The organism is Mesorhizobium sp. AD1-1 (assembly GCF_020164655.1).
Lineage (GTDB): Bacteria > Pseudomonadota > Alphaproteobacteria > Rhizobiales > Rhizobiaceae > Mesorhizobium > Mesorhizobium ciceri.
Genome location: NZ_JAIUGP010000002.1, coordinates 329,183 through 349,116 on the forward strand (window position 1 = coordinate 329,183; position 19,934 = coordinate 349,116).

A 19,934-nucleotide genomic window follows, 5' to 3' on the forward strand; every position below is an offset into this window, starting at 1 on the left:
ATCTTTAGGGACAGCGACGAATTGATCCGCGTGCTGGGCATAGAGACGAGTTGTGACGAGACCGCCGCCAGCGTGGTGGCCATCGACGGCGACGCCGCGCCAAAAATCCTGTCCAACATCGTGCTCAGCCAGATCGAGGAACATGCCGCTTTCGGCGGTGTCGTGCCGGAAATCGCCGCGCGCGCCCATGTTGAGGCGCTGGACGGCATCATCGAGGCGGCGCTTGCCGATTCGGGCACGGCACTAGCCGATATCGACGCGATTGCCGCCACCGCCGGCCCCGGCCTGGTCGGCGGGCTGATCGTCGGGCTGATGACCGCCAAGGCAATCGCCGCGGCGGCGAACAAGCCGCTGATCGCCATCAACCACCTCGAAGGCCATGCGCTGACCGCAAGGCTGACCGACGGGCTCGACTTTCCCTATCTGTTGCTGCTGGTCTCCGGCGGCCATACGCAAATCGTCGCCGTGCGGGGTGTCGGCGACTACCAGCGCTGGGCAACGACTATCGACGACGCGCTCGGCGAAGCCTTCGACAAGACGGCCAAGATGCTTGGCCTGCCCTATCCCGGCGGACCGAATGTCGAAAAGGCGGCACAGGCCGGCAACGCCTCGCGCTTTGCCTTTCCGCGTCCGATGAAGGGCTCGGCCCAGCCCGACTTCTCCTTCTCCGGCCTCAAGACCGCCGTGCGCCAGGCGGCGAGCGCCATTGCGCCGCTGAGCGACCAGGACGTCGCCGACATCTGCGCCTCGTTCCAGGCAGCCGTAGCCGATGCTCTGGCCGACCGTGTTTCTCGCGCGCTGACGCGCTTTCGCGAGACATTTCCCGGCACTAGGAACCCAGCCCTCGTCGTTGCCGGTGGTGTCGCCGCCAACCGCACGATCAAGACCATGCTGGAGCGGCTCTGCGCCGAGACCGGCTTCACCTTCATTGCGCCGCCACTGAAACTTTGCACCGACAATGCGGCGATGATCGCCTGGGCCGGCATCGAGCGGCTGCGCGAGGGCATGGCGCAGGAGAACGGCTTCGATTTCGTGCCGCGCTCGCGCTGGCCGCTGGACAGCATCTCGGCGCCGATGGTCGGCTCCGGCCGGCGCGGAGCCAAGGCATGAACGAGGTGGCAATGAGCGGCAACGTCACCGCGCCAAGCGGCTGGCGCGTTGCCGTGCTCGGCGGCGGCGCCTGGGGCACTGCCTTGGCCTTGGCCATGCTGCGCGCCGGCCATTTCGTCCGCCTTTACGCGCGCGATCCGGAGACCGTCGCCGCGATCGACCGCGGCGAAAATCCACGCTACCTGCCGGGCATTACGCTCCAGCCCGGCATCGTGGCGACGAGCAACATCCAGGCCACGCTCGACGGTGCCGATTGCGTGCTGGCGGTGACGCCGGCGCAGTCGCTGCGGGCGACGCTGGCGGCCGCGAAGGACCATATGCCGGCCGGTATCCCGCTGGTTCTGTGTGCCAAGGGCATCGAAAGCGAGACTGGCGCGTTGCTATCGGCGATTGTCGAAGAAATCCTGCCGCTCAATCCGGTTGCCGTTTTGTCGGGCCCGAGCTTCGCCACCGACGTCGCCCGCGGCCTGCCGACGGCCGTTGTGGTCGCCGCCCGCGACGAGGCATTGGCCGCCGATCTCGCCGCCCGCTTTTCCGCCGAAAATCTGCGCTGCTATTCGAACGACGACCTGATCGGCGTCGAGATCGGCGGCGCCTTGAAGAACGTCTTTGCCATTGCCGCAGGTGCCGTCACCGGGGCGGGTCTCGGCGCCAGCGCCCAGGCGGCCATGGTGACGCGCGGCTTTGTCGAATTGCGCCGCATCGGCGCTGCCTTCGGCGCCAGGCCCGAAACGCTGATGGGGCTTTCCGGCCTTGGCGACCTGCTGCTGACCTGCTCGTCCACCCAGTCGCGCAATTTCGCCTATGGGTTGGCGCTCGGGCAAGGCAAGCCGCTTGCCGGATTGCCGCTGGCAGAAGGCGTGCCGACGGCGGCGATCGCAGCCCGCATTGCCACCGAGCGCAACATCGACGCGCCGATCATTGCCGCCGTCGCCGCCATACTGGATGGCACCATCACCGTCCGGCAGGCCGTGACGGCGTTGATGACCCGGCCGCTGAAGACCGAAACCAACGATTGATCCCCACGACTTTGAACGATCAGGAGAAAAAATGCTGTTTGCTGTGATTTGCAAGGATAAGCCCGGAAGCCTGCAGGTGCGCCTCGACACGCGGCCCGAGCATGTTGCCTTTCTCGAGGGGTTGAACGGCGACAAGAAGCTGGCATTCGCCGGTCCGTTCCTTGACACTGAAGGCAAGTCCAATGGCAGCCTCGTGGTCGTCGAAGCGCCCGACCTGGCTGGCGCCCAGGCTCTGTCGGCCGCCGACCCCTACGCCAAGGCCGGGCTGTTCGAAAGCGTCGAAATCCGCCCGTGGAACTGGACGTTCAACAAGCCGGCGGCTAGTTAAATCCCGGTCGCCAGCGCGACTCCAAGGAGGAGAAAGACATGAACTACTGGCTGTTCAAATCCGAGCCATTCAAGTTCTCCTTCGAGATGCTGAAGGCCAAGGGCAAGGCCGGCACGCAATGGGACGGCGTGCGCAACTACGCGGCGCGCAACAACATGAAGGCGATGCAGATCGGCGATCTCGGCTTCTTCTACCACTCCAACGAGGGGCTGAACATCGTCGGCATCGCTGAAGTCTGCGCGCTTGCCCATCCCGACACCACGTCGGACGATCCGCGCTGGGAATGCGTCGACATCCGCGCCGTAAGGGATGTACCGAACCCGCCGACGCTGGAACAGGTGAAGGCCAATCCCAGGCTTGCCGACATGGCGCTGGTGCGGCTCGGACGGCTTTCCGTGCAGCCGGTGACGCCGGCCGAATGGAAGGAAGTCTGCCGCATGGGCGGCTTGACGCCGGCTCCGTGACGGCGCTCACGCCCAACAGTGCCAAACAGTTCATTCTCGACAACACGGCGCTGATGGCGCCGCCGCACGTGCCGGAGATCCTGCTTCATCTTGCCGACGAAGCGCATGACCTGTGGCAGCGGACCGAGGAAGAGCTGGTCGAAATCGGCCTGCCGCCGCCCTTCTGGGCTTTCGCCTGGGCCGGCGGCCAGGGCCTTGCCCGCTATGTCCTGGACAATTCCGGCACGGTGCGTGGCAAGCACGTGCTCGACTTCGCTTCCGGCTCCGGCCTTGTCGCCATCGCCGCTGCCAAGGCCGGTGCCGCCAAGGTGATCGCCTCCGACATCGACCCGTTCTGCGCCACCGCGATCGGGCTCAACAGCGAGATCAACGGTATCGGGACCGAATTCCTCGGCACGGATTGCATCGGCACCGATGCAGGTTGGGACGTGGTCCTGGCCGGTGATGTTTTCTATGACAAATCTTTCGCTGACCGGCTGGTGCCATGGTTCGCAACGCTGAAGGCGCGCGGCGCCGAAATCCTTGTCGGCGATCCCGGCCGGTCGTATCTGCCGAAGACAGGGCTGGAGCCGCTTGCGGTCTATGAAGTGGCCGTCACGCGGGCGCTGGAGGATGCGCTGGTCAAGCGCACGACCGTCTGGCGGTTCGCTTGACGCGATCGCCGAACAGGCGTTCCATAACATCCAGATCAGAGGGGCGAGCTCATGGATTTTTCAGCAGTGAACTGGCTGGCGGTGGTCGCTGCCGCAATCGTGGCGTGGCTGTTCGGCGCCGCCTGGTACATGAGCCTGAGCAAGCCGTGGCTGAAGGCCGCCAAGCTCGATCCGGCCACGATGAAGAAGTCGCCGCTGCCCTTCGTCGTCAGCTTCATCGCCGAACTGGTCATGGCCACCATAATGGCCCTGGTCGTCGGCGCGATGACCGGCGGCGAGCCGACATGGCTCGCCGGACTTGTCTTCGGCTTCGTGCTCTGGCTGGGTTTCGTCGCCACGACGCTCTCGGTCAACCATCGCTACGAGAATTTCGGCTGGGACCTGACCCTCATCGACGGCGGCCACTGGCTCGGCGTGCTGCTGATCATCGGCGCCGTCATCGGCTGGTTCGGCGCGGTGGCAAGCTGAGTCAAGAAGGGAGTAGGGCAGTAAGGCAGTAGGGGAATAGGGGAGCAGACGGCACCGACGCCTATCCCTACTGCCCTACTGCCCTACTGCCCTACTGCCCTACTGCCCTACTGCCCTACTGCCCTACTGCCCTTTATCCGTGGTCCGCGTCTTGGCGACTTCCTCTAGCATCCATTCGCGAAAGGCGACGATGCGTGGATCGTCGGCGGTATTTTCGGGATAGACCAGGAAATAGGCGAACTCGGGCGCCACGCGCAGGCCGAGTTCGAAAGGCTGCACCAGCCTGCCCTGGGAAAGGTCGTTCGCCACCATGGCGAAATCGGCGAGCGCAACGGCATTGCCGTCGAGCGCTGCCTGGACGGCATCCGTGGAATTTCCGAACACGACTGTCCGGCTGTCGTCGAAATCATTGATGCCGGCCGCCGCCATCCACATCCGCCAGTTCGGCCACGTCACGCCTTGCCGCGACCATTCGATATGCGCAAGCGTATGGTTGAAAAGATCGCGCGGCTCGCGCAGCGGCGGACCGGACGTCAAAAGGCTCGGGCTGCACACCGGAATGAGGATGTTGTCGAACAGCCGGTGGGTGCGAAGGCCCGGATATTTGCCGGCGCCAAAACGGATGCCGACATCGATGTCGTCAAGTTCGAAATCCCGCACTTCATAGGCAATGTCGAATCGCAACTCGATATCGGGGTGACGCTTGCGAAAATCGTCGACGCGTCGCATCAGCCATTTTGACGCGAACTGCGCGTCGAGCGTTACCTTCAAAAGAGCGGTGCCGCGCGTCAGCTTTTGCGCCCGCGAAACAGCCCGGCCAAGCAGGTCGAGCGCGTCCGCCGAGGCGTCGAACAGCACCGTTCCCGCCTCGGTGAGCCGGATGGTGCGGCTGGTGCGCGTGAACAGCACCAGCCCGAGCTGATCCTCGATTTCCTTGATCTGATGGCTGACGGCGGCCGGTGTCAGCCCAAGCTCGTCGGCGGCACGGGTGAAATTGAGGTGCCGGGCCGCCGCCTCCAGCGTCCTCAAGGCACGAGTCCCAGGCAGAAGACGAGCCATCCTATCCTCAAAGAAAACTTGATGATCGAGAGAAAACTACTCGTTTCCTACAGAGATTTCAATCTGGCATGATCTGTCCATCGAAACATCATCAAGCCGGATTTGATATCCGGGGAGAACGGAGCACACCATGTCCATCATCGTTTTGAATTCGTCCGCACATCGTCCGAACTGGCTGGCCGAAACCCTCGACTGGTTGCGTCACGCCCGGGTCGCGATACGCCTCCCCCGCCGCGATACTGCCTACCAGAACGTCGAGGATCTCTCCGACCGCCAACTGCGCGATATCGGCGGCGCGCGCCGTGATGTCGCTCGCGCAATGGACAAGGAGCTTGGCCGGCTGGGCCTGCTCGACATCGGCTGGCAGAGACCTGACCGTAGGGGAGTAGGGGAATAGGGGAATAGGAAAAACTAAGGCCGCGCCGAGCTTGTCCCTACTCCCCTACTCCCCTACTCCCCTACTCCCTTACTCCCCTACTCCCTTACTCCCTTACTCCCTTACTCCCCTACTATCTTACCACCCTCACCACCGTCCGGTCCGACAGCAGCGGCAGCAGCCGCGCCATGGTTTGCGCCGTGACAGCCACGCAGCCTTGCGTCGGCGTGAAGCCGGGGCGCGCCAGATGGAAGAAGATGGCGCTGCCGCGCCCGCGCCGGCGCGGCGACAGGTTCCAGTCGAGCACCAGGCAGGCATCGTAGAGCCTGTCGTCGCGCCGCATGCGTTCGTGGCTGGCGCCATAGGGAATCCTGACCGGCCTGTTGTAGTTGCGGTCGTCAGGCACTTCGCACCAGCCCAGATCGGGCCCGATCGGCGTCATCGCCAGCCGGGTCCTGCGGCCGCTGGAGAACTGATCCCCCCGGAAATACCCCGACAGGATCCGCATCGCGGCCAGCGGCGTGGCGCCATCGCCTTCGCGCTTGTGGGCCGAGATGCCACCGCGCCCCAGCGCACAGGCAAACACCGTTTTCCCGGCCTGCAGCAGGCCCTGGCTTGGATGCCCAGGCCTCGCCCGCACGGTCAGCACACGCAGCCCTTTTCGCAAAATTGCGCCGGCTGCATTGCGATCGTGTTTTTTCTTGTATGATCGTGCCACGGAACAAATCACTGTGAACGGCTGTTACGCCGGTCAGCTTCCGCATAAACAGGCAGCGGTCAACTGAATTTTCTTTTCAAAACAACGGATTGATCCATGACTTCACGCACCATACTGATCGTCGACGACGATGATGACCTGCGCGGCACGCTGGTCGAGCAATTATCCCTTTACGAGGAATTCGACGTGCTGCAGGAATCGACTGCGGCAAAAGGTGTCGCCGCAGCGCGCGGCGGCCTCATCGATCTGCTCATCATGGATGTCGGGCTGCCCGACATGGATGGCCGCGAAGCGGTGAAGATCCTGCGCAAGGGCGGCTACAAGGCGCCCATCATCATGCTGACCGGTCACGACACCGATTCGGATACGATTCTTGGTCTCGAGGCCGGCGCCAACGACTATGTGACGAAGCCGTTCCGCTTCGCCGTGCTGCTGGCGCGCATTCGGGCGCAGTTGCGCCAGCATGAGCAGAGCGAGGATGCCACCTTCTCGGTCGGGCCCTATACTTTCAAGCCCAGCCAGAAACTGCTGCTCGACCCGCGCGGCGGCAAGGTGCGGCTGACGGAGAAGGAGGCCTCGATCATCAAATACCTCTATCGCGCCGACCAGAAGGTGGTGACGCGCGACGTGCTGCTCGAGGAGGTGTGGGGCTACAATTCCGGCGTCACCACGCACACGCTGGAAACCCATGTCTACCGGCTGCGCCAGAAGATCGAGCGCGATCCTTCCAATGCGGAAATTCTTGTGACAGAAAGCGGCGGCTACAAGCTGGTTCCTTAAACATTTTCATTATCCAATGAGCGGCCGGGCGGGGCCGCTTTCGGGTACGATCCAGTTGGAGGGTGGTTTGGATCGAACTCGCAGAGGAGGAGTCGGACTGTCGGTTCGGGGACATAGCTAGATGGCGCTGGATGACGACATCCGCGTTCTGTCCGCCGTGAGGCTCTTCGAGGGCTTCACGCAGGAACAACTGCGCCTGCTCGCCTTTGGCGCCGAGAACACCAGGCTGATTGCCAACCACAAGCTCTATCGCGAGGACGACGAGGCCGATTCCGCCTATATCGTTGTCAGCGGGCGCATCGTGCTCTACCGGGAGCAGAATGGTGAGCGAATCCCGATTGGCACGGCAGACCCCGGCACGATCCTGAGCGAACTGGCATTGATCGCCGACACCAACCGGTTGACCAGCGCCTCGGCCGAGATCGATTCGGAAGTGATGCGCCTCAGCCGCAAGATGTTCCGCCGCATCCTGGAGGAATATCCCGAGATCGCGGTCAAGCTGCACCAGCGCATCTCGGAGGAATTTCAGGCGATGATCCGTCGCATCGAGGAACTGGCGCCGCGCTTCTCCGGCTAGATCTAGCGTACCCACGAAGCTGCTGGCCTCGCGGCCGAAGGCAGAAGCGTTTTCAACGACAGCGATGAGCTGGTCGTGGCGCACTGCGGCCATCCGGACGCCCGGATCCAGCGGCAAGGCTCCGTTGACAGGCAAGAGGTGAAATCCTAAAGCACCTCGAAAGCGGCCGGCGCAGCAGGCGCCATCACCACCAGGCTCCTGGGGGGAGCGAGCCATGCCATCAGGGCGGTACGAGACCATTATCTTGTATTCCCGCAATGACGCGTTCGGCGACGGACTGATCCGGATTCCGGCATTGCGCGCCGCCAGAACGGCATTCCCCGATAGTTTCATCGTCTACGGAACCACCCGGTCGTCGTCCCTTGAACATAGCCTCAATCGCCATGCCCGCCATTTGGTCGATGCGATCAATGTGCGGACGCCGCTGGCGCGCCTAGTCGCCGATCACCGCAAGGGCAAGGAGCGATTGGCCGTCGTCGATTTCCGCATCTCGGCGCGTTGGCTGCTTCAAGCCTCGGCATCACTGCTCGGCCGCGGCATTGCCTATGAGGCAAACTTTCCGGCTTTCGCCCTTTCCTGGCGCCTGGGTCACAGGCCTGAAGCACGACCCGGGCACAATGCCTGGCGCTACCATCGCCTCATCGAACGCCTTGCCGGCAAGCGGCTGCCTTTCGATCATCGGCTGGAGCCTAGCCCGGCCGCACGAGCGGCGGCCAGGAGCCTTGCGGACGGCAAGCATGCTCCCTTGATCATTATCGCGGCGCATGGCAGCGCCAGCAAGCGCATGTCGGCGGATCAGGTTGCCGCAATCGCCGACAGCCTGATCGCCGACGGGGCGAACCTTCTCTATGTGAGAACCCCCGGCGACGGTCCCGATATGGCTGAGCTGGCTCAGCGCGTGCCGAAGCTGCGGCTTGTCGATTCCGCCGCGATCGGAGGTGTCGATATCGGTGACATCTTGCTGGCGCTCGGCGAGTTTGCCGATCTTTACATCGGCGCCGAAGGCGGTACCGCACATCTCATGGCAACGGTGATGACGCCGATGGTTATCCTCAATGGCGGCGCCAACATGGCCCGTTGGAGGCCGCTTTCGAACTGCGTGGACGTGATCGCGACCCGCCATGCCAGCCCGACCGGCCTGGTCGCCGATGTCCCGGCGCCGACAATCATCGAAGCGGCGCAACGGATGCTGGCGACACGCCGCCGCGACCATCCCCATCTGCCGGATCTCGCAGGCCTGTCAGCGCAGCAGCCCTGGGGCAACGACATGCGTGAAGACGTGAAGCGCGCCGTTTGAGTTCGAATTTATTTGGACGCGCTTCGAAGCGTGTTGGATTCAGGTCGGGCATTTGCAGGCCGGCCTCCCCTGAACATCGGCGCCATGGTACAATGGGTTCGGTGGAGCGAAGCGCTGCAACCGTTCGATGCTGACCACCGGCACAATGCAGGCGGAGTTCTCGGCGCGGCAGAGCTGGCAGCCATCGCACTGGATTAGGCATAGGTCAGCACTTCTTGATCTTTGATTCCAATGGAGTTCCTCTCAGTCCTCTATGAGAATAGCAAATGCCAGAGAACAGCGCGCCGAACACAAAGCATGGCGGCGAATGGACAATAGCCTGGCGCTTGGTCGTGGTGGCGGCGGCGGCGATCAACGTTGCGATGCTCTTGGCCGCGCTGTTCGTCGCGCAAATTCGTGGTCTGGACGCGTGGATCTTTTATCGAGATCCATCCGCAGCCGCCGGAGTCGGTTTCTATACGGGGTGGATTTCGTCCCTGGGTGCTTCGCTATGGATCGGCTCCGGCGCCGCAACCCTGTTTGCTGGCCTGCTCACGCGCCGATGGGATTGCACGTTTCTCGGCGGCCTTACCCTCCTCCTGGGCCTCGATGACCTGTTGTTGATCCATGAGGACGTGCTGCCCATTGTTGGGATACCAGAGATCGTTCCGATGATTGCCTACGCCGCCGCCGGGTTGTTCTGGTTCTTCCGGCTGCGACGAAAAACATTCGACGGCACGATCATCTTTGTGGCCGCAGGCTTCCTGCTGGCGATGTCAGCATCGATCGACCAGCTCGGAGAGCTGTTTCCTACCCCCGGTTCTGCGGCCGCCATCGCCGAGGACGTCGTCAAAGAGCTTGGCATCTTCCTTTGGGCGGCAGGTGCCGTTGGGTACGCGGCGATGGTGACACGATTGGGCCGCCCGTGGGTGGATCCAGCCGGTCCCAACTCTACAGACTGACTGCCGCACGCGGGCATTTTCGACCAGACTAGTCCAGATCGAACCGCGCGATGACAGGCACATGGTCCGACGGGCGCTCCCAGCCGCGCGCCAGACGCAGGATCTCGTAGCCGGAAAAGCTGGGCACAAGGTTCGGCGACGACCAGACGTGGTCGAGGCGGCGGCCGCGATTGGACAGCTCCCAATCCTGCGCGCGATAGCTCCACCAGGTGTAGAGCTTCTGCTCATCCGGCACGTTGAGCCGCATCAGGTCGACCCAGTTGCCGGCGCGACGCATCGCCTCGAAATTTTCCGTCTCGACCGGCGTGTGGCTGACCACGTTGAGCAATTGCTTGTGCGACCAGACGTCATGTTCGAGCGGGGCGATGTTGAGGTCGCCGACCAGCACCGAGCCGGACACCTCGTCATGTTCTGCCCGGATGGCATTCATCTCGGCAACGAAATCGAGCTTGTGCTTGAACTTCCTGTTGATGACGGGATCCGGTTCGTCGCCGCCCGCCGGGACGTAGAAATTATGCAGCAGGATCGCCTTGCCGCCGGCCCGCACCGTCACCGAGAGGTGCCGGCTGTCCTCGATTTCGCAAAAGCGTCGCTTTTCGACCAATTCGATCGGCCGCCGCGCCACGGTTGCTACGCCGTGGTAGCCCTTCTGGCCATGGAAGGCGATGTGCTCGTAGCCGAGCTTGCGGAAAGCCTTCTCGGGGAACAGTTCGTCGGGAACCTTGGTTTCCTGCAGGCACAGCACGTCGGGCGCATGCTCGACGAGCAGGCGCTCGACGATCGGCATGCGAAGGCGAACGGAGTTGATGTTCCAGGTGGCGATGGAGAAGGGCATTTGGCAATCCAGGACAGCGTGCAACCGGCCAGAACCGATGGGTCCCGGCGGGGAAGACGCCTTTTGACGGAGTCGGTCCGGGAAATTGCCAGCCGCAAGCCGCAAAGACAAGCCGGGCAACGCTCGACGAGGCGCGGCCCGGTGCTTTCCACAGCTATTGGAGCGTTTGAAGCTAGCGCGCCTTGTTGGTGTTGAGCTCGCGGTTCGCCGTGTAGTCGATGGCGAAAGTATCCGGCGCGAAGCTGACGCCTTCCTTGGTGTTGAAGATCATCACCGTCGTATCCTTGCCCTGCGCGTCGGTGATCGTCCACTGCCGCAAGTCGAAGGTTTTCGGATCGAACATCATGGTGATCTTCGAATTGCCGAACACCGATTTGTCGGCGAGCTGGATGGTTGTGAGGTCGTCCTCCTGCTTGACGCTTTTGACGCGGTCGCCGGAGAGGTCGATCCTGTTGTCGAGCAGCAGCTTCAAGGGTGTCTTCGACAGCGGATAGAGATCGGACGTGTTGAGCCTCTTGTTCAGGATGACCACCGACTGGCCGTCTGAAATCACCCGGAAGTTCGAAGAGCCGTCGTAGTTGAAGCGGATCTTGCCTGGCCGTTCGAGGAAGAACTTGCCGCCGGTCTGCTCGCCCTTGGGGCCGAACTGCACGAATTCGCCGCTCATCGATTTGACCGAGGAAAAGTGGTCGGCGATCTTCTGCGCAGCGGCCGGCACAGCCGCCTGCGCCGAGGCCAGCAGCTGGAAGCCGGGCACCGCGTTGAAGGCTGCCGCCCCTGCAAACGCCAGGCCGAGGCCCAGCAACTGACGCCGGGAGGGAGCAAATGTGCTGAGCTCTGAAAGATCGTTTTTCATGTCGGTCACTCTCGTCTGATTCCTGAGTTGTTCTGTGCTTGGACCCCCAGTTGGGCTGAAATTTGGCGGGTCGGGCGTCCCTTGGTCGCTTCAACGCCTTGAAAGGTTCAAGGTTGCCGGACCGGGATGTCACAAGGGTCAGGCTTTCTGGTCAGAACTTGTCCTCTTCGGTCGGCACCAGGATCTCGCGCTTGCCGGCATGGTTGGCCGGGCCGACGATACCTTCCTTCTCCATCTTCTCGATGATCGAGGCAGCGCGGTTATAGCCGATGCCCAGCCGGCGCTGGATATAGCTGGTCGAGGCCTTGCCATCGCGCAGCACCACGGAGACCGCCTGATCGTAAGGATCGTCGGAATCCTCGAAATTGCTGTTGCCGCCACCGCCGCTCGCTCCACCCTTGCCTGACGGCTCGTCGTCATCCTCGCCATCATCCTCGGTGATGGCGTCGAGATACTCCGGCACGCCCTGCAGCTTCAGATGCGCGACGATCTTCTCGACCTCTTCATCGGCGACGAACGGGCCGTGCACGCGCTGGATACGGCCGCCGCCGGCCATGTAGAGCATGTCGCCCATGCCGAGCAGCTGCTCGGCGCCCTGCTCGCCCAGAATGGTGCGGCTGTCGATCTTCGACGTCACCTGGAAGGAGATGCGGGTCGGGAAATTGGCCTTGATGGTGCCGGTGATGACGTCGACCGACGGCCGCTGCGTTGCCATGATGACATGGATGCCGGCGGCGCGCGCCATCTGCGCCAGGCGCTGCACGGCACCTTCGATGTCCTTGCCGGCGACCATCATCAGGTCGGCCATCTCGTCGATGATGACGACGATATAGGGCATCGGCTCGAGATCGAGGTTCTCGGTCTCGTAGATCGCCTCGCCGGTCTGGCGGTCGAAGCCGGTCTGAACGGTGCGCGAGATCTTCTCACCCTTCTTGTCCGCCTGGCTGACGCGGGCGTTGAAGCCGTCGATGTTGCGCACGCCGACCTTGGACATTTTGCGGTAGCGGTCCTCCATCTCGCGCACGGTCCATTTCAGCGCCACCACCGCCTTCTTCGGATCGGTGACGACGGGCGTCAGCAGATGCGGGATGCCGTCATAGACCGAGAGTTCCAGCATCTTCGGATCGATCATGATCAGCCGGCAATCCTGCGGCGTCAGCCGGTAGAGCAGCGACAGGATCATGGTGTTGATGGCGACCGACTTGCCCGAGCCGGTGGTGCCGGCGACCAGCACGTGCGGCATCTTGGCGATGTCGACGATGACCGCCTCGCCATTGATGGTCTTGCCCAGCGCCAGTGCCAGCTTGGCCTTCGTCGTCTCGAAGTCGCGGCTGGCCAGGATCTCCCTGAGATAGACGGTTTCGCGCTTGGCGTTCGGCAGTTCGATGCCGATGGCGTTGCGGCCGGGCACCACCGCGACGCGGCAGGCGATGGCGCTCATCGAGCGGGCGATGTCGTCGGACAGGCCGATGACGCGCGACGATTTGATGCCGGGCGCCGGTTCGAGCTCATAGAGAGTGACGACCGGACCCGGACGGACGGCGATGATCTCGCCCTTGACGCCGAAATCCTCCAGCACGCCTTCGAGCAGGCGCGCGTTCTGTTCCAGCGCGTCCTTGGACAGGCTGGCGTCGCGCACCACGTTCTTCGGCTCGGAGAGGAAGTGCAGCGACGGCATTTCGAATTTTTCAGAGCCGATCAGCGATGTCTGCGCCTCGCGCTGCACACGGGCGCCTGGCACGGGGCGCGCCGCCGGCGCCTCGACGCGCGTGGCGGCATCGGAACGGAACGGCTGTACCTTGGCGGTCGGCGCGCCGCGGCGTTGCACGACAGGCTCATCGTCGAAATCGGCATCCTCGCCCGCATTGTCGAAGCGGTCGTCGAAGATATCGGCATCGTCGGGGTCGAGCGAGGCGCTGCGGTCGTTGACCATGGCGGCGAAGAATTCCGGCTCGACGCGGGCGCGGCCATCCTGGCTCATCCGCTGCTCGGCGAACTCGGCCGATTCGACCCGTTCGGCGGCGCGGCGCCAGGCGGTGGAGCGCTGCTCCATCTCCGGCTCGTACTCGTCCCGCTCTTGCCTGCGGCGCACGACGCGGCGGTGCATCCATGCGCGCAGCGACAGCCACCAATGGGTGATGGCGCCGAGCGCCAGGATGCCCTCGTCGCCTTCGTCCTCGTCATTGTCGAACAAAAGGTCGTCCTCGCGCGGATCGACGGCGGGCTCGTCCTCCATCACGGCAAAGCCGTTCTTGCGTCCGATCAGCGCCGAGCCATGGGCAAAGAGCCACAGTGCGGGCGCCGAAAGCAGGATGGCGATGATGCTGGCGATCAGCCCGGTCGGATAGCCGCCGATGACGACACCGGGGATCTTCAGCACCATGTCGCCGAACACGCCGCCGAGGCCGGTGGGCAGCGGCCAGGTCTTGGGCGGCACCACGCAGCCGACCATCGCCGCGGCCAGCAGCGCGAAGCCGAACCAGGACAACCCGCGCTTGGGCAGCCTGTCGACGCCGCGCGCGGAAAACAGCAGGAAGCCCCAGATGACCGTCGGAACCAGGGCGGCGACGGCGGCGAGGCCGAAGAACTGCATGGCGAGGTCGGAGAACACGGCACCCGCATAGCCCATGGCGTTGGTGACGGTGTTGTTCGTCGCGTGGGAAAAACTCGGATCGGCGACATTCCAGGTGGCAAGGCTGGCAACGCCAAAGGCGGCCAGCGCGAACAGGCCGACGCCAACCAGCCGCCCGACCTGACGCCGCGCGAACGCCTGGATGCCGTGCCCCGTATCGGCCAGCGCGAGCGGTGCTGAAGCCCCTGAACGCATGCTCTTCCCCGTCTGTCGTGGACTCGCCGGGTGCGTGGCGCACTCCGGCAGATTCGGGTCTCAGACTATCGGTGGGAAGGTTAAGGGCGCATTAACTATAAGAGGTTGAGACGCTCAAACCTCATTACCGCCGGTTGAGCCGTATGAGGCAATGATGGACGACGGACCGATGGAGCTCCATCGAATGAAACAATGGCGGGCTGCCGGCCCGCCATTGGTCGTCTGAACGGAGATCGGGTCTCGGCCCGATCGCGGCAAATCAGTTGGCGCCGCCGAGCGCCTGCACATTGGCGCAGAATTCCGCATGCGGCTTGCTCATCGCCGCATCCTGGCATTCCTTCTTCATCGCTTCCTGCTTTTCCATCGGCATGGCCATGAAAGCTGTCTTGAAGTCCGCCATCGGCTTCATGGTTTTCATGCCGGAATCCGTGAAGAACGGCGCCATGTTGTCGGGCTCGTCCAGAGCACCGGCAAATGCCACGCCGCCGATCATGGAAAGAGCAAGCGCTCCGAGACAGATGTTCTTGAGGTTCATGAGATGGTTTCCTTCCCTGTTGTTTGGCACGAGCGTCAGAACGACGATCGTCCCCACGGTTCGGAACCAGAGCGGTCGTTGTTTCCTCAAAAAACATGATCACGCGAACGTGATTGCGTGAAGCCGGGCATTGCCGGAATGGCTTGCCAAAAAAAGAGGCCCGGATGCGATCCGGGCCTCAATGCGTGAACTCCTTTCGGGAGCGTCACGACGGGATCTTTCAAAGCAATTCCAGGAGAACTGTGCAGCGCTTTCCATTCGGAATTGCGTGGAGATATGGGGCCGGCGGGAGGAGGGTTCCGCCGGCCCCTTGGCTAAGCTGGCCTTACGGCACCACTTCGCCATGCTGGGAGATGTCGAGGCCTTCGACCTCTTCCTGGGTCGTCGGGCGCAGGCCGACAAGCGCCTTGACGATGTAGAGGAGCACGAAGGTGGCAATGCCGGTCCACACGATGGTGACGGCAACGCCGTAGATCTGCTTGCCGAGCGAAGCACCTGCGCCGAGGCTGTTGATCGCCGGGTCGGCGAGCACGCCGGTGAGCAGAGCGCCGACCACACCGCCGACGCCATGCACGCCGAAGGCGTCGAGCGAGTCGTCATAGCCGAACATGTGCTTGACCTTGACCGCCGAGAGGTAGCAGACGACGCCTGCGACGATGCCGACGATGAAGGCACCGGTCGGGTTGACGAAGCCGGAAGCCGGCGTCACCGCGACCAGGCCGGCAACCGCACCCGAGATGATGCCGAGCACGGAAGGCTTCTTGGCGACGATCCATTCGGCGAACATCCAGGCCAGTGCCGCCGCCGCGGTGGCAACCTGGGTGTTGAGCATGGCAGCGCCGGCAAGACCGTCGGCTGCCAGTTCCGAACCGGCGTTGAAGCCGAACCAGCCAACCCACAGCAGCGAAGCGCCGATCACCGAATAGACCAGGTTATGCGGCGCCATGTTGGTGGTGCCATAGCCTTCGCGCTTGCCGAGAACCAGCGCACAGACCAGACCGGCGACACCGGCATTGATGTGAACGACCGTACCGCCGGCAAAGTCGAGCACGCCCGCCGATCCGAGGAAGCCGCCACCCCAGACCCAATGCGCGATCGGCACGTAGACGACCAGCAGCCACAACGCCATGAAGATCAGCAGCGCCGAGAACTTCATGCGTTCGGCGAAGGCGCCGGCAATGAGCGCCGGCGTGATGATGGCGAACGTCATCTGGAACATCGAGAACACGAATTCAGGAATGTTGGCGACGCCCGGCAGCCACAGCGAGGCCGTGGTGATGCCGTGATGGAAGAACTTCGAGGTGCCGCCGATATAGCTGTTCACGCCGCCGCCGTCCGAGAAGGCCAGCGAATAGCCGAACATGAACCACAGCACCGTCACCAGGCAGGTGATGGCGAAGCTCTGCATGACGGTGGCGAGCACGTTCTTCTTGCGCACCATGCCGCCGTAGAACAGCGCAAGGCCCGGAATGGTCATCATCAGCACCAGCGCCGTCGAGGTCAGCATCCAGGCGGTGTTGCCGGTGTCGAGCACCGGGGTCGGGGCAGCAGCCGGCGCGGCCGCGGCTGCGGCCGGTGCCGCTTCCTGTGCGAAGGCGGCGACCGTGCCCAATGCTGCGAGAGCAAGCGAACCCAAAAGGGCAGCTCGTCCCGTCGTCTTCAAGGTGGAAGGAATATTCATTGAACTCTCCATTGGAATACGTGATCGCCGCTCAGAGCGCGTCGGTGTCTGTTTCGCCGGTGCGGATGCGCACCGCCTGATCGATGCCGAAAACGAAGATCTTGCCGTCGCCGATCTGGCCGGTCTTGGCGGCTGCGGTGATGGCTTCGACGGCCTTGTCGACCATGTCGGCACTGACCGCGACTTCGATCTTGATCTTCGGCAGGAAGCTGACCGCGTATTCCGCCCCGCGATAGATCTCCGTATGCCCTTTCTGACGCCCGTAGCCTTTGACTTCGGTGACGGTCAGGCCCTGGATGCCGACGGCGGTGAGCGCTTCGCGTACCTCGTCGAGCTTGAACGGCTTGATGATTGCCATCACGATTTTCATAAGGTTTCACCCTTTGCTGTTGCGGTCCCCCGCGTTTGTACACCTTCACCGATCCCAAAGAGCCGGAGAGTGCCCACAAGGATTCAAGCTCCGTGCCAAGTGCCGAAGCAGGGTGTTAACCCACTGTAAACAAAGAGATTAGGGGGTGCACCGACGCAACCTGCCCACAGCTGCGGCGATACGCCTGCTTAAAAATTAGGCAAATTTTGAAAAATGCCTACTCTGCAGGCGATCGCTTGAGCCGGATCAGCCCTTCCTGCGCAACCGAGGCAATCAGCGTACCGTCGCGGGCAAACAGCGAGCCGCGTGTAAAGCCGCGCGAGCCCTGCGTCGACGGGCTGTCCTGCGTGTAGAGCATCCAGTCGTCGAGCGCATGGCTGCGGTGGAACCACATGGCGTGGTCGAGGCTCGCCGCCTGGATATCGCGATCGAAAATGGCGCGGCCATGCGCGAAGGTCGATGTGTCGAGCAGCGTCATGTCGGAGAGATAGGCGAGCACCGCTGCCTGGATGGCGCGGTCCGCCGGCACCGGACCGGTGGTGCGGATCCAGATGTTCTGCTTTGGCTCCAGCTTTTCGCGGCTGGTGTAATGCTTCAGCATCACCGGCTTCATCTCGATCGGCCGGTCGCGCTCCCAGTAGCGTTTGATGCCATCGGGCACCGCCTCGCCGAATTTGCCCAGCAATTCGCGTTGCGACAGCAATGTGTCCGGCCCCGGAACGTCCTGCGGCATCGGCACCTGGTGCTCCAGGCCGACCTCATCCTGCTGGAACGAGGCTTCGAGCGAAAAGATCGCCTGGCCGTGCTGGACCGCCACCACGCGCCGCGTGGTGAAGGAGCCGCCGTCGCGAATGCGGTCGACCTCGTAGACGATCGGCACCTTGGTGTCGCCGGGCCGCATGAAATAGCCGTGCAGCGAATGCACGTACCGATCGGGATCCACTGTCCGCTGCGCCGCCACCAGCGCCTGGGCGATGGTCTGGCCGCCGAACACGCGCTGCCAGTCGAGCAGCGGGCTGCGACCACGATACAGATTGTGTTCCAGCTTCTCGAGGTCGAGAATGCCGAGAAGCTCGTCCATGGCTGCCGTCATATTTCGCGCCCTCGCCGCAGAAGTGTTATGGCGGTTTCCGACAGGACGGACAGGCAGTCAAGGGCGCAAGACCCGGCCGGCGCAGGAGCGAAGATGATGGAACGCAAGGCGGACACGAAAAACAGATCCGGGCTCGATGTCCTGGTCGCCGGCGCCGGCTATGTCGGCCTGGCCGCCGCCGTATCGCTGAAACAGGCGCGACCGGGCCTCGCCATCGCTCTCGTCGATGCGGCACCTGCTGGCGCCTGGCAAAGGGATGGCCGCGCCTCGGCCATTGCCGCTGCCGCCTGCCGCATGCTCGACCAGCTCGGCGTGTGGGCCGAGATCGCACCCCAGGCGCAGGCGATCACTGAGATGATCATCACCGATTCGCGCACCGCCGATCCGGTGCGTCCGGTCTTCCTGACCTTCGGCGGCGAAGTGGCGCCGGGCGAGCCCTTTGCGCATATGGTCGCCAACAAGGTGCTGAACGGCGCCTTGCGGGCCAGCGCCGAAAGGCTCGGCATCGATATCATCGAAGGCGTCGCGGTGCAGGGCTTCGAGACCAACGGCAGTGGCATCACCGTGCATCTCGCCGACGGCGCGGCGCTGAAGGCGCGGCTGCTGGTCGCCGCCGACGGCGTCAACTCGAAGCTGCGCGACATGGCCGGCATCAAGACGGTGAAGTGGGAATATGGCCAGTCCGGCATCGTCTGCACGGTAGCGCATGAACGCCCGCACAATGGTCGCGCCGAAGAGCATTTCCTGCCGGCCGGGCCTTTCGCCACATTGCCGCTCAAACCCGGCGAGGACGGCACCAACCGCTCGTCGATCGTCTGGGTCGAGCGTACGCCCGATGCCGAGAAGCTGGTGGCCGGTGACGATCTCCTGTTCGAACACGAACTCGAGCAGCGTTTTGGCCTGAAGCTTGGCGAGATCCGCGTTACCGATGCGCCGCGCGCCTGGCCGCTCGGCTTGACCATTGCGCGTGCCTTCGTCGCGCCCCGCATCGCGCTCGCCGGCGATGCCGCCCACGGCATCCACCCGATCGCCGGCCAGGGCCTCAATCTCGGCTTCAAGGATGTCGCAGCCCTTGCCGAGGTGATCGTCGAGGCCGACCGGCTCGGCCAGGACATCGGCGCGCTCGACGTCCTCGAACGCTACCAGCAGTGGCGCCGCTTCGACACGGTGCAGATGGGCATCACCACGGACGCGCTGAACCGGCTGTTTTCCAACGATATCGGCCCGCTGCGAACCGTCCGCGACATCGGCCTCGGCCTTGTCGAACGCATGCCGCGCCTGAAGGACTTTTTTATCCGGCAGGCGTCGGGGTTGTCCGCCAGCACGCCGCGATTGTTGAAGGGCGAGGCGATCTGAGCGCTATCGCTCAGTTGACCTCGAAACCCAGCTTCTGCCGCAGCCGCAATATCCTTTGGTCGGATATTTCGAGACGTTTCTCGCCGCCCTGGGCGGCGCGGTTGACCATTTGCAGCAGATCGTTTCGCTCGGCGACATCGAGGCGTTCGCGCAGGAACGGCGCCAGCTTGTCGATGACGACGGTGGTGTCGTCGACCTGCGCCGCCGCCCATTTGGCGTAGATCACCGCCTCGTCGGTCTTCTTCTTGTCGGCGATCTCGGAAATCACCGCGCGGATGACAGCCTCGCGCTGCGGCAGGATGGGCCCATCCTCGGAGACGATTGATGTGATCAGCGTAGCCGCCGCTACGACCGGATCATCGATCGCCGTCAGAGGCGACAGAGCCGCCTGCTTGCGCAGCTTCTTGCGACGGATGTTGCCCTGCACGCGCCCGACAACGTCCGCAACCTCGCGAGCCGCGTCGTTCATCGCCTTCATCCGGTACCACCAGAACGCCGCCGCGCCCATCACGCCAAGGATAGCAATCAGGAAAGGCATGTCGAAATCCCCAAGAACCCCGGCGACGATAGGAGAACTCTCGCCTTGCTTCA

At 63.5% G+C, this 19,934-nt stretch carries 22 protein-coding genes; 12 read left to right on the top strand and 10 right to left on the bottom strand.

The features are described 5' to 3' along the window. The first annotated feature begins 24 nt into the window (after positions 1–24). The 6 genes from tsaD to LB519_RS05080 are packed head-to-tail and all read left to right on the top strand — an operon-like array spanning position 25 to position 4,042. Positions 25–1,110 (top strand): tRNA (adenosine(37)-N6)-threonylcarbamoyltransferase complex transferase subunit TsaD, encoded by a 1,086-nt coding sequence (tsaD, locus tag LB519_RS05055; protein ID WP_198032127.1) that lies wholly within the window; start codon positions 25–27, stop codon positions 1,108–1,110. After that, positions 1,107–2,129, top strand: coding sequence for an NAD(P)H-dependent glycerol-3-phosphate dehydrogenase (locus LB519_RS05060; protein ID WP_063169519.1), 1,023 nt, complete (start codon positions 1,107–1,109; stop codon positions 2,127–2,129). Before tsaD ends, LB519_RS05060 begins: the two co-directional genes overlap by 4 nt. A gap of 31 nt (positions 2,130–2,160) precedes the next feature. Then, positions 2,161–2,457, top strand: coding sequence for a YciI-like protein (locus LB519_RS05065; RefSeq protein ID WP_013528905.1), 297 nt, complete (start codon positions 2,161–2,163; stop codon positions 2,455–2,457). Positions 2,458–2,495: 38 nt separating this feature from the next. Beyond that, entirely contained in the window at positions 2,496–2,921 is a 426-nt protein-coding gene (locus LB519_RS05070) for an EVE domain-containing protein (protein ID WP_063173341.1), read from the top strand. Then, positions 2,876–3,574 carry a class I SAM-dependent methyltransferase gene (locus tag LB519_RS05075; RefSeq protein WP_224618926.1) on the top strand — a complete coding sequence of 233 codons (699 nt, stop codon included), beginning with the start codon at positions 2,876–2,878 and terminating at the stop codon, positions 3,572–3,574. The genes LB519_RS05070 and LB519_RS05075 overlap by 46 nt, the downstream gene beginning before the upstream one ends. A 51-nt stretch (positions 3,575–3,625) precedes the next feature. Next, a complete protein-coding gene (locus LB519_RS05080) occupies positions 3,626–4,042 on the top strand; it encodes a DUF1761 domain-containing protein (protein ID WP_063173342.1) in 417 nt (138 codons plus the stop codon). 123 nt (positions 4,043–4,165) lie between these two features. Here the strand turns inward: LB519_RS05080 and gcvA are convergent, their stop codons facing one another. Next, positions 4,166–5,101 carry a transcriptional regulator GcvA gene (gcvA, locus tag LB519_RS05085; protein ID WP_013528901.1) on the bottom strand — a complete coding sequence of 312 codons (936 nt, stop codon included), beginning with the start codon at positions 5,099–5,101 and terminating at the stop codon, positions 4,166–4,168. 130 nt (positions 5,102–5,231) lie between these two features. On the opposite strand from gcvA, the gene LB519_RS05090 reads away from it, so the two are divergent. Beyond that, on the top strand, positions 5,232–5,498 hold the full coding sequence (locus tag LB519_RS05090) for a hypothetical protein (protein ID WP_224618927.1): 267 nt from the start codon (positions 5,232–5,234) through the stop codon (positions 5,496–5,498). Between the two features lie 112 nt (positions 5,499–5,610). Here the strand turns inward: LB519_RS05090 and LB519_RS05095 are convergent, their stop codons facing one another. After that, positions 5,611–6,147: a L,D-transpeptidase gene (locus LB519_RS05095; protein WP_174299076.1), complete on the bottom strand. Its 537-nt coding sequence runs from the start codon at positions 6,145–6,147 to the stop codon at positions 5,611–5,613. A 144-nt stretch (positions 6,148–6,291) separates the two neighbouring features. Here LB519_RS05095 and LB519_RS05100 point away from each other — a divergent pair, with 144 nt between their 5' ends. The 4 genes from LB519_RS05100 (at position 6,292) to LB519_RS05115 (ending at position 9,790) form a co-directional block, all read left to right on the top strand. Beyond that, positions 6,292–6,975, top strand: coding sequence for a response regulator transcription factor (locus LB519_RS05100; protein ID WP_013528898.1), 684 nt, complete (start codon positions 6,292–6,294; stop codon positions 6,973–6,975). Positions 6,976–7,096: 121 nt separating this feature from the next. Further along, positions 7,097–7,552 (top strand): Crp/Fnr family transcriptional regulator, encoded by a 456-nt coding sequence (locus LB519_RS05105; protein WP_013528897.1) that lies wholly within the window; start codon positions 7,097–7,099, stop codon positions 7,550–7,552. 214 nt (positions 7,553–7,766) lie between these two features. Then, positions 7,767–8,849, top strand: a complete 1,083-nt coding sequence (locus LB519_RS05110; protein WP_084015485.1) for a glycosyltransferase family 9 protein — start codon at positions 7,767–7,769, stop codon at positions 8,847–8,849. A 266-nt stretch (positions 8,850–9,115) separates the two neighbouring features. Next, positions 9,116–9,790 (top strand): hypothetical protein, encoded by a 675-nt coding sequence (locus LB519_RS05115; protein WP_050596349.1) that lies wholly within the window; start codon positions 9,116–9,118, stop codon positions 9,788–9,790. 28 nt (positions 9,791–9,818) lie between these two features. Here the strand turns inward: LB519_RS05115 and LB519_RS05120 are convergent, their stop codons facing one another. From LB519_RS05120 to tesB, 7 genes are all read right to left on the bottom strand, one after another. Further along, positions 9,819–10,625: an exodeoxyribonuclease III gene (locus LB519_RS05120; RefSeq protein WP_013528894.1), complete on the bottom strand. Its 807-nt coding sequence runs from the start codon at positions 10,623–10,625 to the stop codon at positions 9,819–9,821. Between the two features lie 172 nt (positions 10,626–10,797). Continuing rightward, entirely contained in the window at positions 10,798–11,481 is a 684-nt protein-coding gene (locus LB519_RS05125) for an outer-membrane lipoprotein carrier protein LolA (protein WP_013528893.1), read from the bottom strand. A 151-nt stretch (positions 11,482–11,632) separates the two neighbouring features. Then, a complete protein-coding gene (locus LB519_RS05130; protein ID WP_224618928.1) occupies positions 11,633–14,308 on the bottom strand; it encodes a DNA translocase FtsK in 2,676 nt (891 codons plus the stop codon). A gap of 259 nt (positions 14,309–14,567) precedes the next feature. Then, positions 14,568–14,843, bottom strand: a complete 276-nt coding sequence (locus LB519_RS05135; protein ID WP_013528891.1) for a hypothetical protein — start codon at positions 14,841–14,843, stop codon at positions 14,568–14,570. A 325-nt stretch (positions 14,844–15,168) separates the two neighbouring features. Continuing rightward, entirely contained in the window at positions 15,169–16,524 is a 1,356-nt protein-coding gene (locus LB519_RS05140) for an ammonium transporter (RefSeq protein WP_013528890.1), read from the bottom strand. Between the two features lie 31 nt (positions 16,525–16,555). Then, the gene (locus tag LB519_RS05145; protein ID WP_013528889.1) at positions 16,556–16,894 is read right to left on the bottom strand and encodes a P-II family nitrogen regulator; all 339 of its coding nucleotides are present in this window, start codon (positions 16,892–16,894) and stop codon (positions 16,556–16,558) included. Positions 16,895–17,111: 217 nt separating this feature from the next. Continuing rightward, positions 17,112–17,987 carry an acyl-CoA thioesterase II gene (tesB, locus tag LB519_RS05150; RefSeq protein ID WP_013528888.1) on the bottom strand — a complete coding sequence of 292 codons (876 nt, stop codon included), beginning with the start codon at positions 17,985–17,987 and terminating at the stop codon, positions 17,112–17,114. Positions 17,988–18,083: 96 nt separating this feature from the next. On the opposite strand from tesB, the gene LB519_RS05155 reads away from it, so the two are divergent. Continuing rightward, the gene (locus tag LB519_RS05155; RefSeq protein ID WP_027163307.1) at positions 18,084–19,343 is read left to right on the top strand and encodes a ubiquinone biosynthesis hydroxylase; all 1,260 of its coding nucleotides are present in this window, start codon (positions 18,084–18,086) and stop codon (positions 19,341–19,343) included. Positions 19,344–19,353: 10 nt separating this feature from the next. On the opposite strand, the gene LB519_RS05160 is transcribed toward LB519_RS05155, so the two are convergent. Further along, positions 19,354–19,881 (bottom strand): hypothetical protein, encoded by a 528-nt coding sequence (locus LB519_RS05160; RefSeq protein ID WP_024504998.1) that lies wholly within the window; start codon positions 19,879–19,881, stop codon positions 19,354–19,356. Between the last annotated feature and the right edge of the window lie 53 nt (positions 19,882–19,934).

Excerpts from the sequence above, each read along its gene's own strand:
- LB519_RS05060 (WP_063169519.1), top strand. The coding sequence starts at position 1,107 with ATGAACGAGGTGGCAATGAGCGGCAACGTCACCGCGCCAAGCGGCTGG.
- LB519_RS05065 (WP_013528905.1), top strand. The coding sequence starts at position 2,161 with ATGCTGTTTGCTGTGATTTGCAAGGATAAGCCCGGAAGCCTGCAGGTG.
- LB519_RS05070 (WP_063173341.1), top strand. The coding sequence starts at position 2,496 with ATGAACTACTGGCTGTTCAAATCCGAGCCATTCAAGTTCTCCTTCGAG.
- LB519_RS05075 (WP_224618926.1), top strand. The coding sequence starts at position 2,876 with ATGGAAGGAAGTCTGCCGCATGGGCGGCTTGACGCCGGCTCCGTGACG.
- LB519_RS05080 (WP_063173342.1), top strand. The coding sequence starts at position 3,626 with ATGGATTTTTCAGCAGTGAACTGGCTGGCGGTGGTCGCTGCCGCAATC.
- gcvA (WP_013528901.1), bottom strand. The coding sequence starts at position 5,101 with ATGGCTCGTCTTCTGCCTGGGACTCGTGCCTTGAGGACGCTGGAGGCG.
- LB519_RS05090 (WP_224618927.1), top strand. The coding sequence starts at position 5,232 with ATGTCCATCATCGTTTTGAATTCGTCCGCACATCGTCCGAACTGGCTG.
- LB519_RS05100 (WP_013528898.1), top strand. The coding sequence starts at position 6,292 with ATGACTTCACGCACCATACTGATCGTCGACGACGATGATGACCTGCGC.
- LB519_RS05105 (WP_013528897.1), top strand. The coding sequence starts at position 7,097 with ATGGCGCTGGATGACGACATCCGCGTTCTGTCCGCCGTGAGGCTCTTC.
- LB519_RS05110 (WP_084015485.1), top strand. The coding sequence starts at position 7,767 with ATGCCATCAGGGCGGTACGAGACCATTATCTTGTATTCCCGCAATGAC.
- LB519_RS05115 (WP_050596349.1), top strand. The coding sequence starts at position 9,116 with ATGCCAGAGAACAGCGCGCCGAACACAAAGCATGGCGGCGAATGGACA.
- LB519_RS05120 (WP_013528894.1), bottom strand. The coding sequence starts at position 10,625 with ATGCCCTTCTCCATCGCCACCTGGAACATCAACTCCGTTCGCCTTCGC.
- LB519_RS05125 (WP_013528893.1), bottom strand. The coding sequence starts at position 11,481 with ATGAAAAACGATCTTTCAGAGCTCAGCACATTTGCTCCCTCCCGGCGT.
- LB519_RS05130 (WP_224618928.1), bottom strand. The coding sequence starts at position 14,308 with ATGCGTTCAGGGGCTTCAGCACCGCTCGCGCTGGCCGATACGGGGCAC.
- LB519_RS05135 (WP_013528891.1), bottom strand. The coding sequence starts at position 14,843 with ATGAACCTCAAGAACATCTGTCTCGGAGCGCTTGCTCTTTCCATGATC.
- LB519_RS05140 (WP_013528890.1), bottom strand. The coding sequence starts at position 16,524 with ATGAATATTCCTTCCACCTTGAAGACGACGGGACGAGCTGCCCTTTTG.
- LB519_RS05145 (WP_013528889.1), bottom strand. The coding sequence starts at position 16,894 with ATGAAAATCGTGATGGCAATCATCAAGCCGTTCAAGCTCGACGAGGTA.
- tesB (WP_013528888.1), bottom strand. The coding sequence starts at position 17,987 with ATGACGGCAGCCATGGACGAGCTTCTCGGCATTCTCGACCTCGAGAAG.
- LB519_RS05155 (WP_027163307.1), top strand. The coding sequence starts at position 18,084 with ATGGAACGCAAGGCGGACACGAAAAACAGATCCGGGCTCGATGTCCTG.
- LB519_RS05160 (WP_024504998.1), bottom strand. The coding sequence starts at position 19,881 with ATGCCTTTCCTGATTGCTATCCTTGGCGTGATGGGCGCGGCGGCGTTC.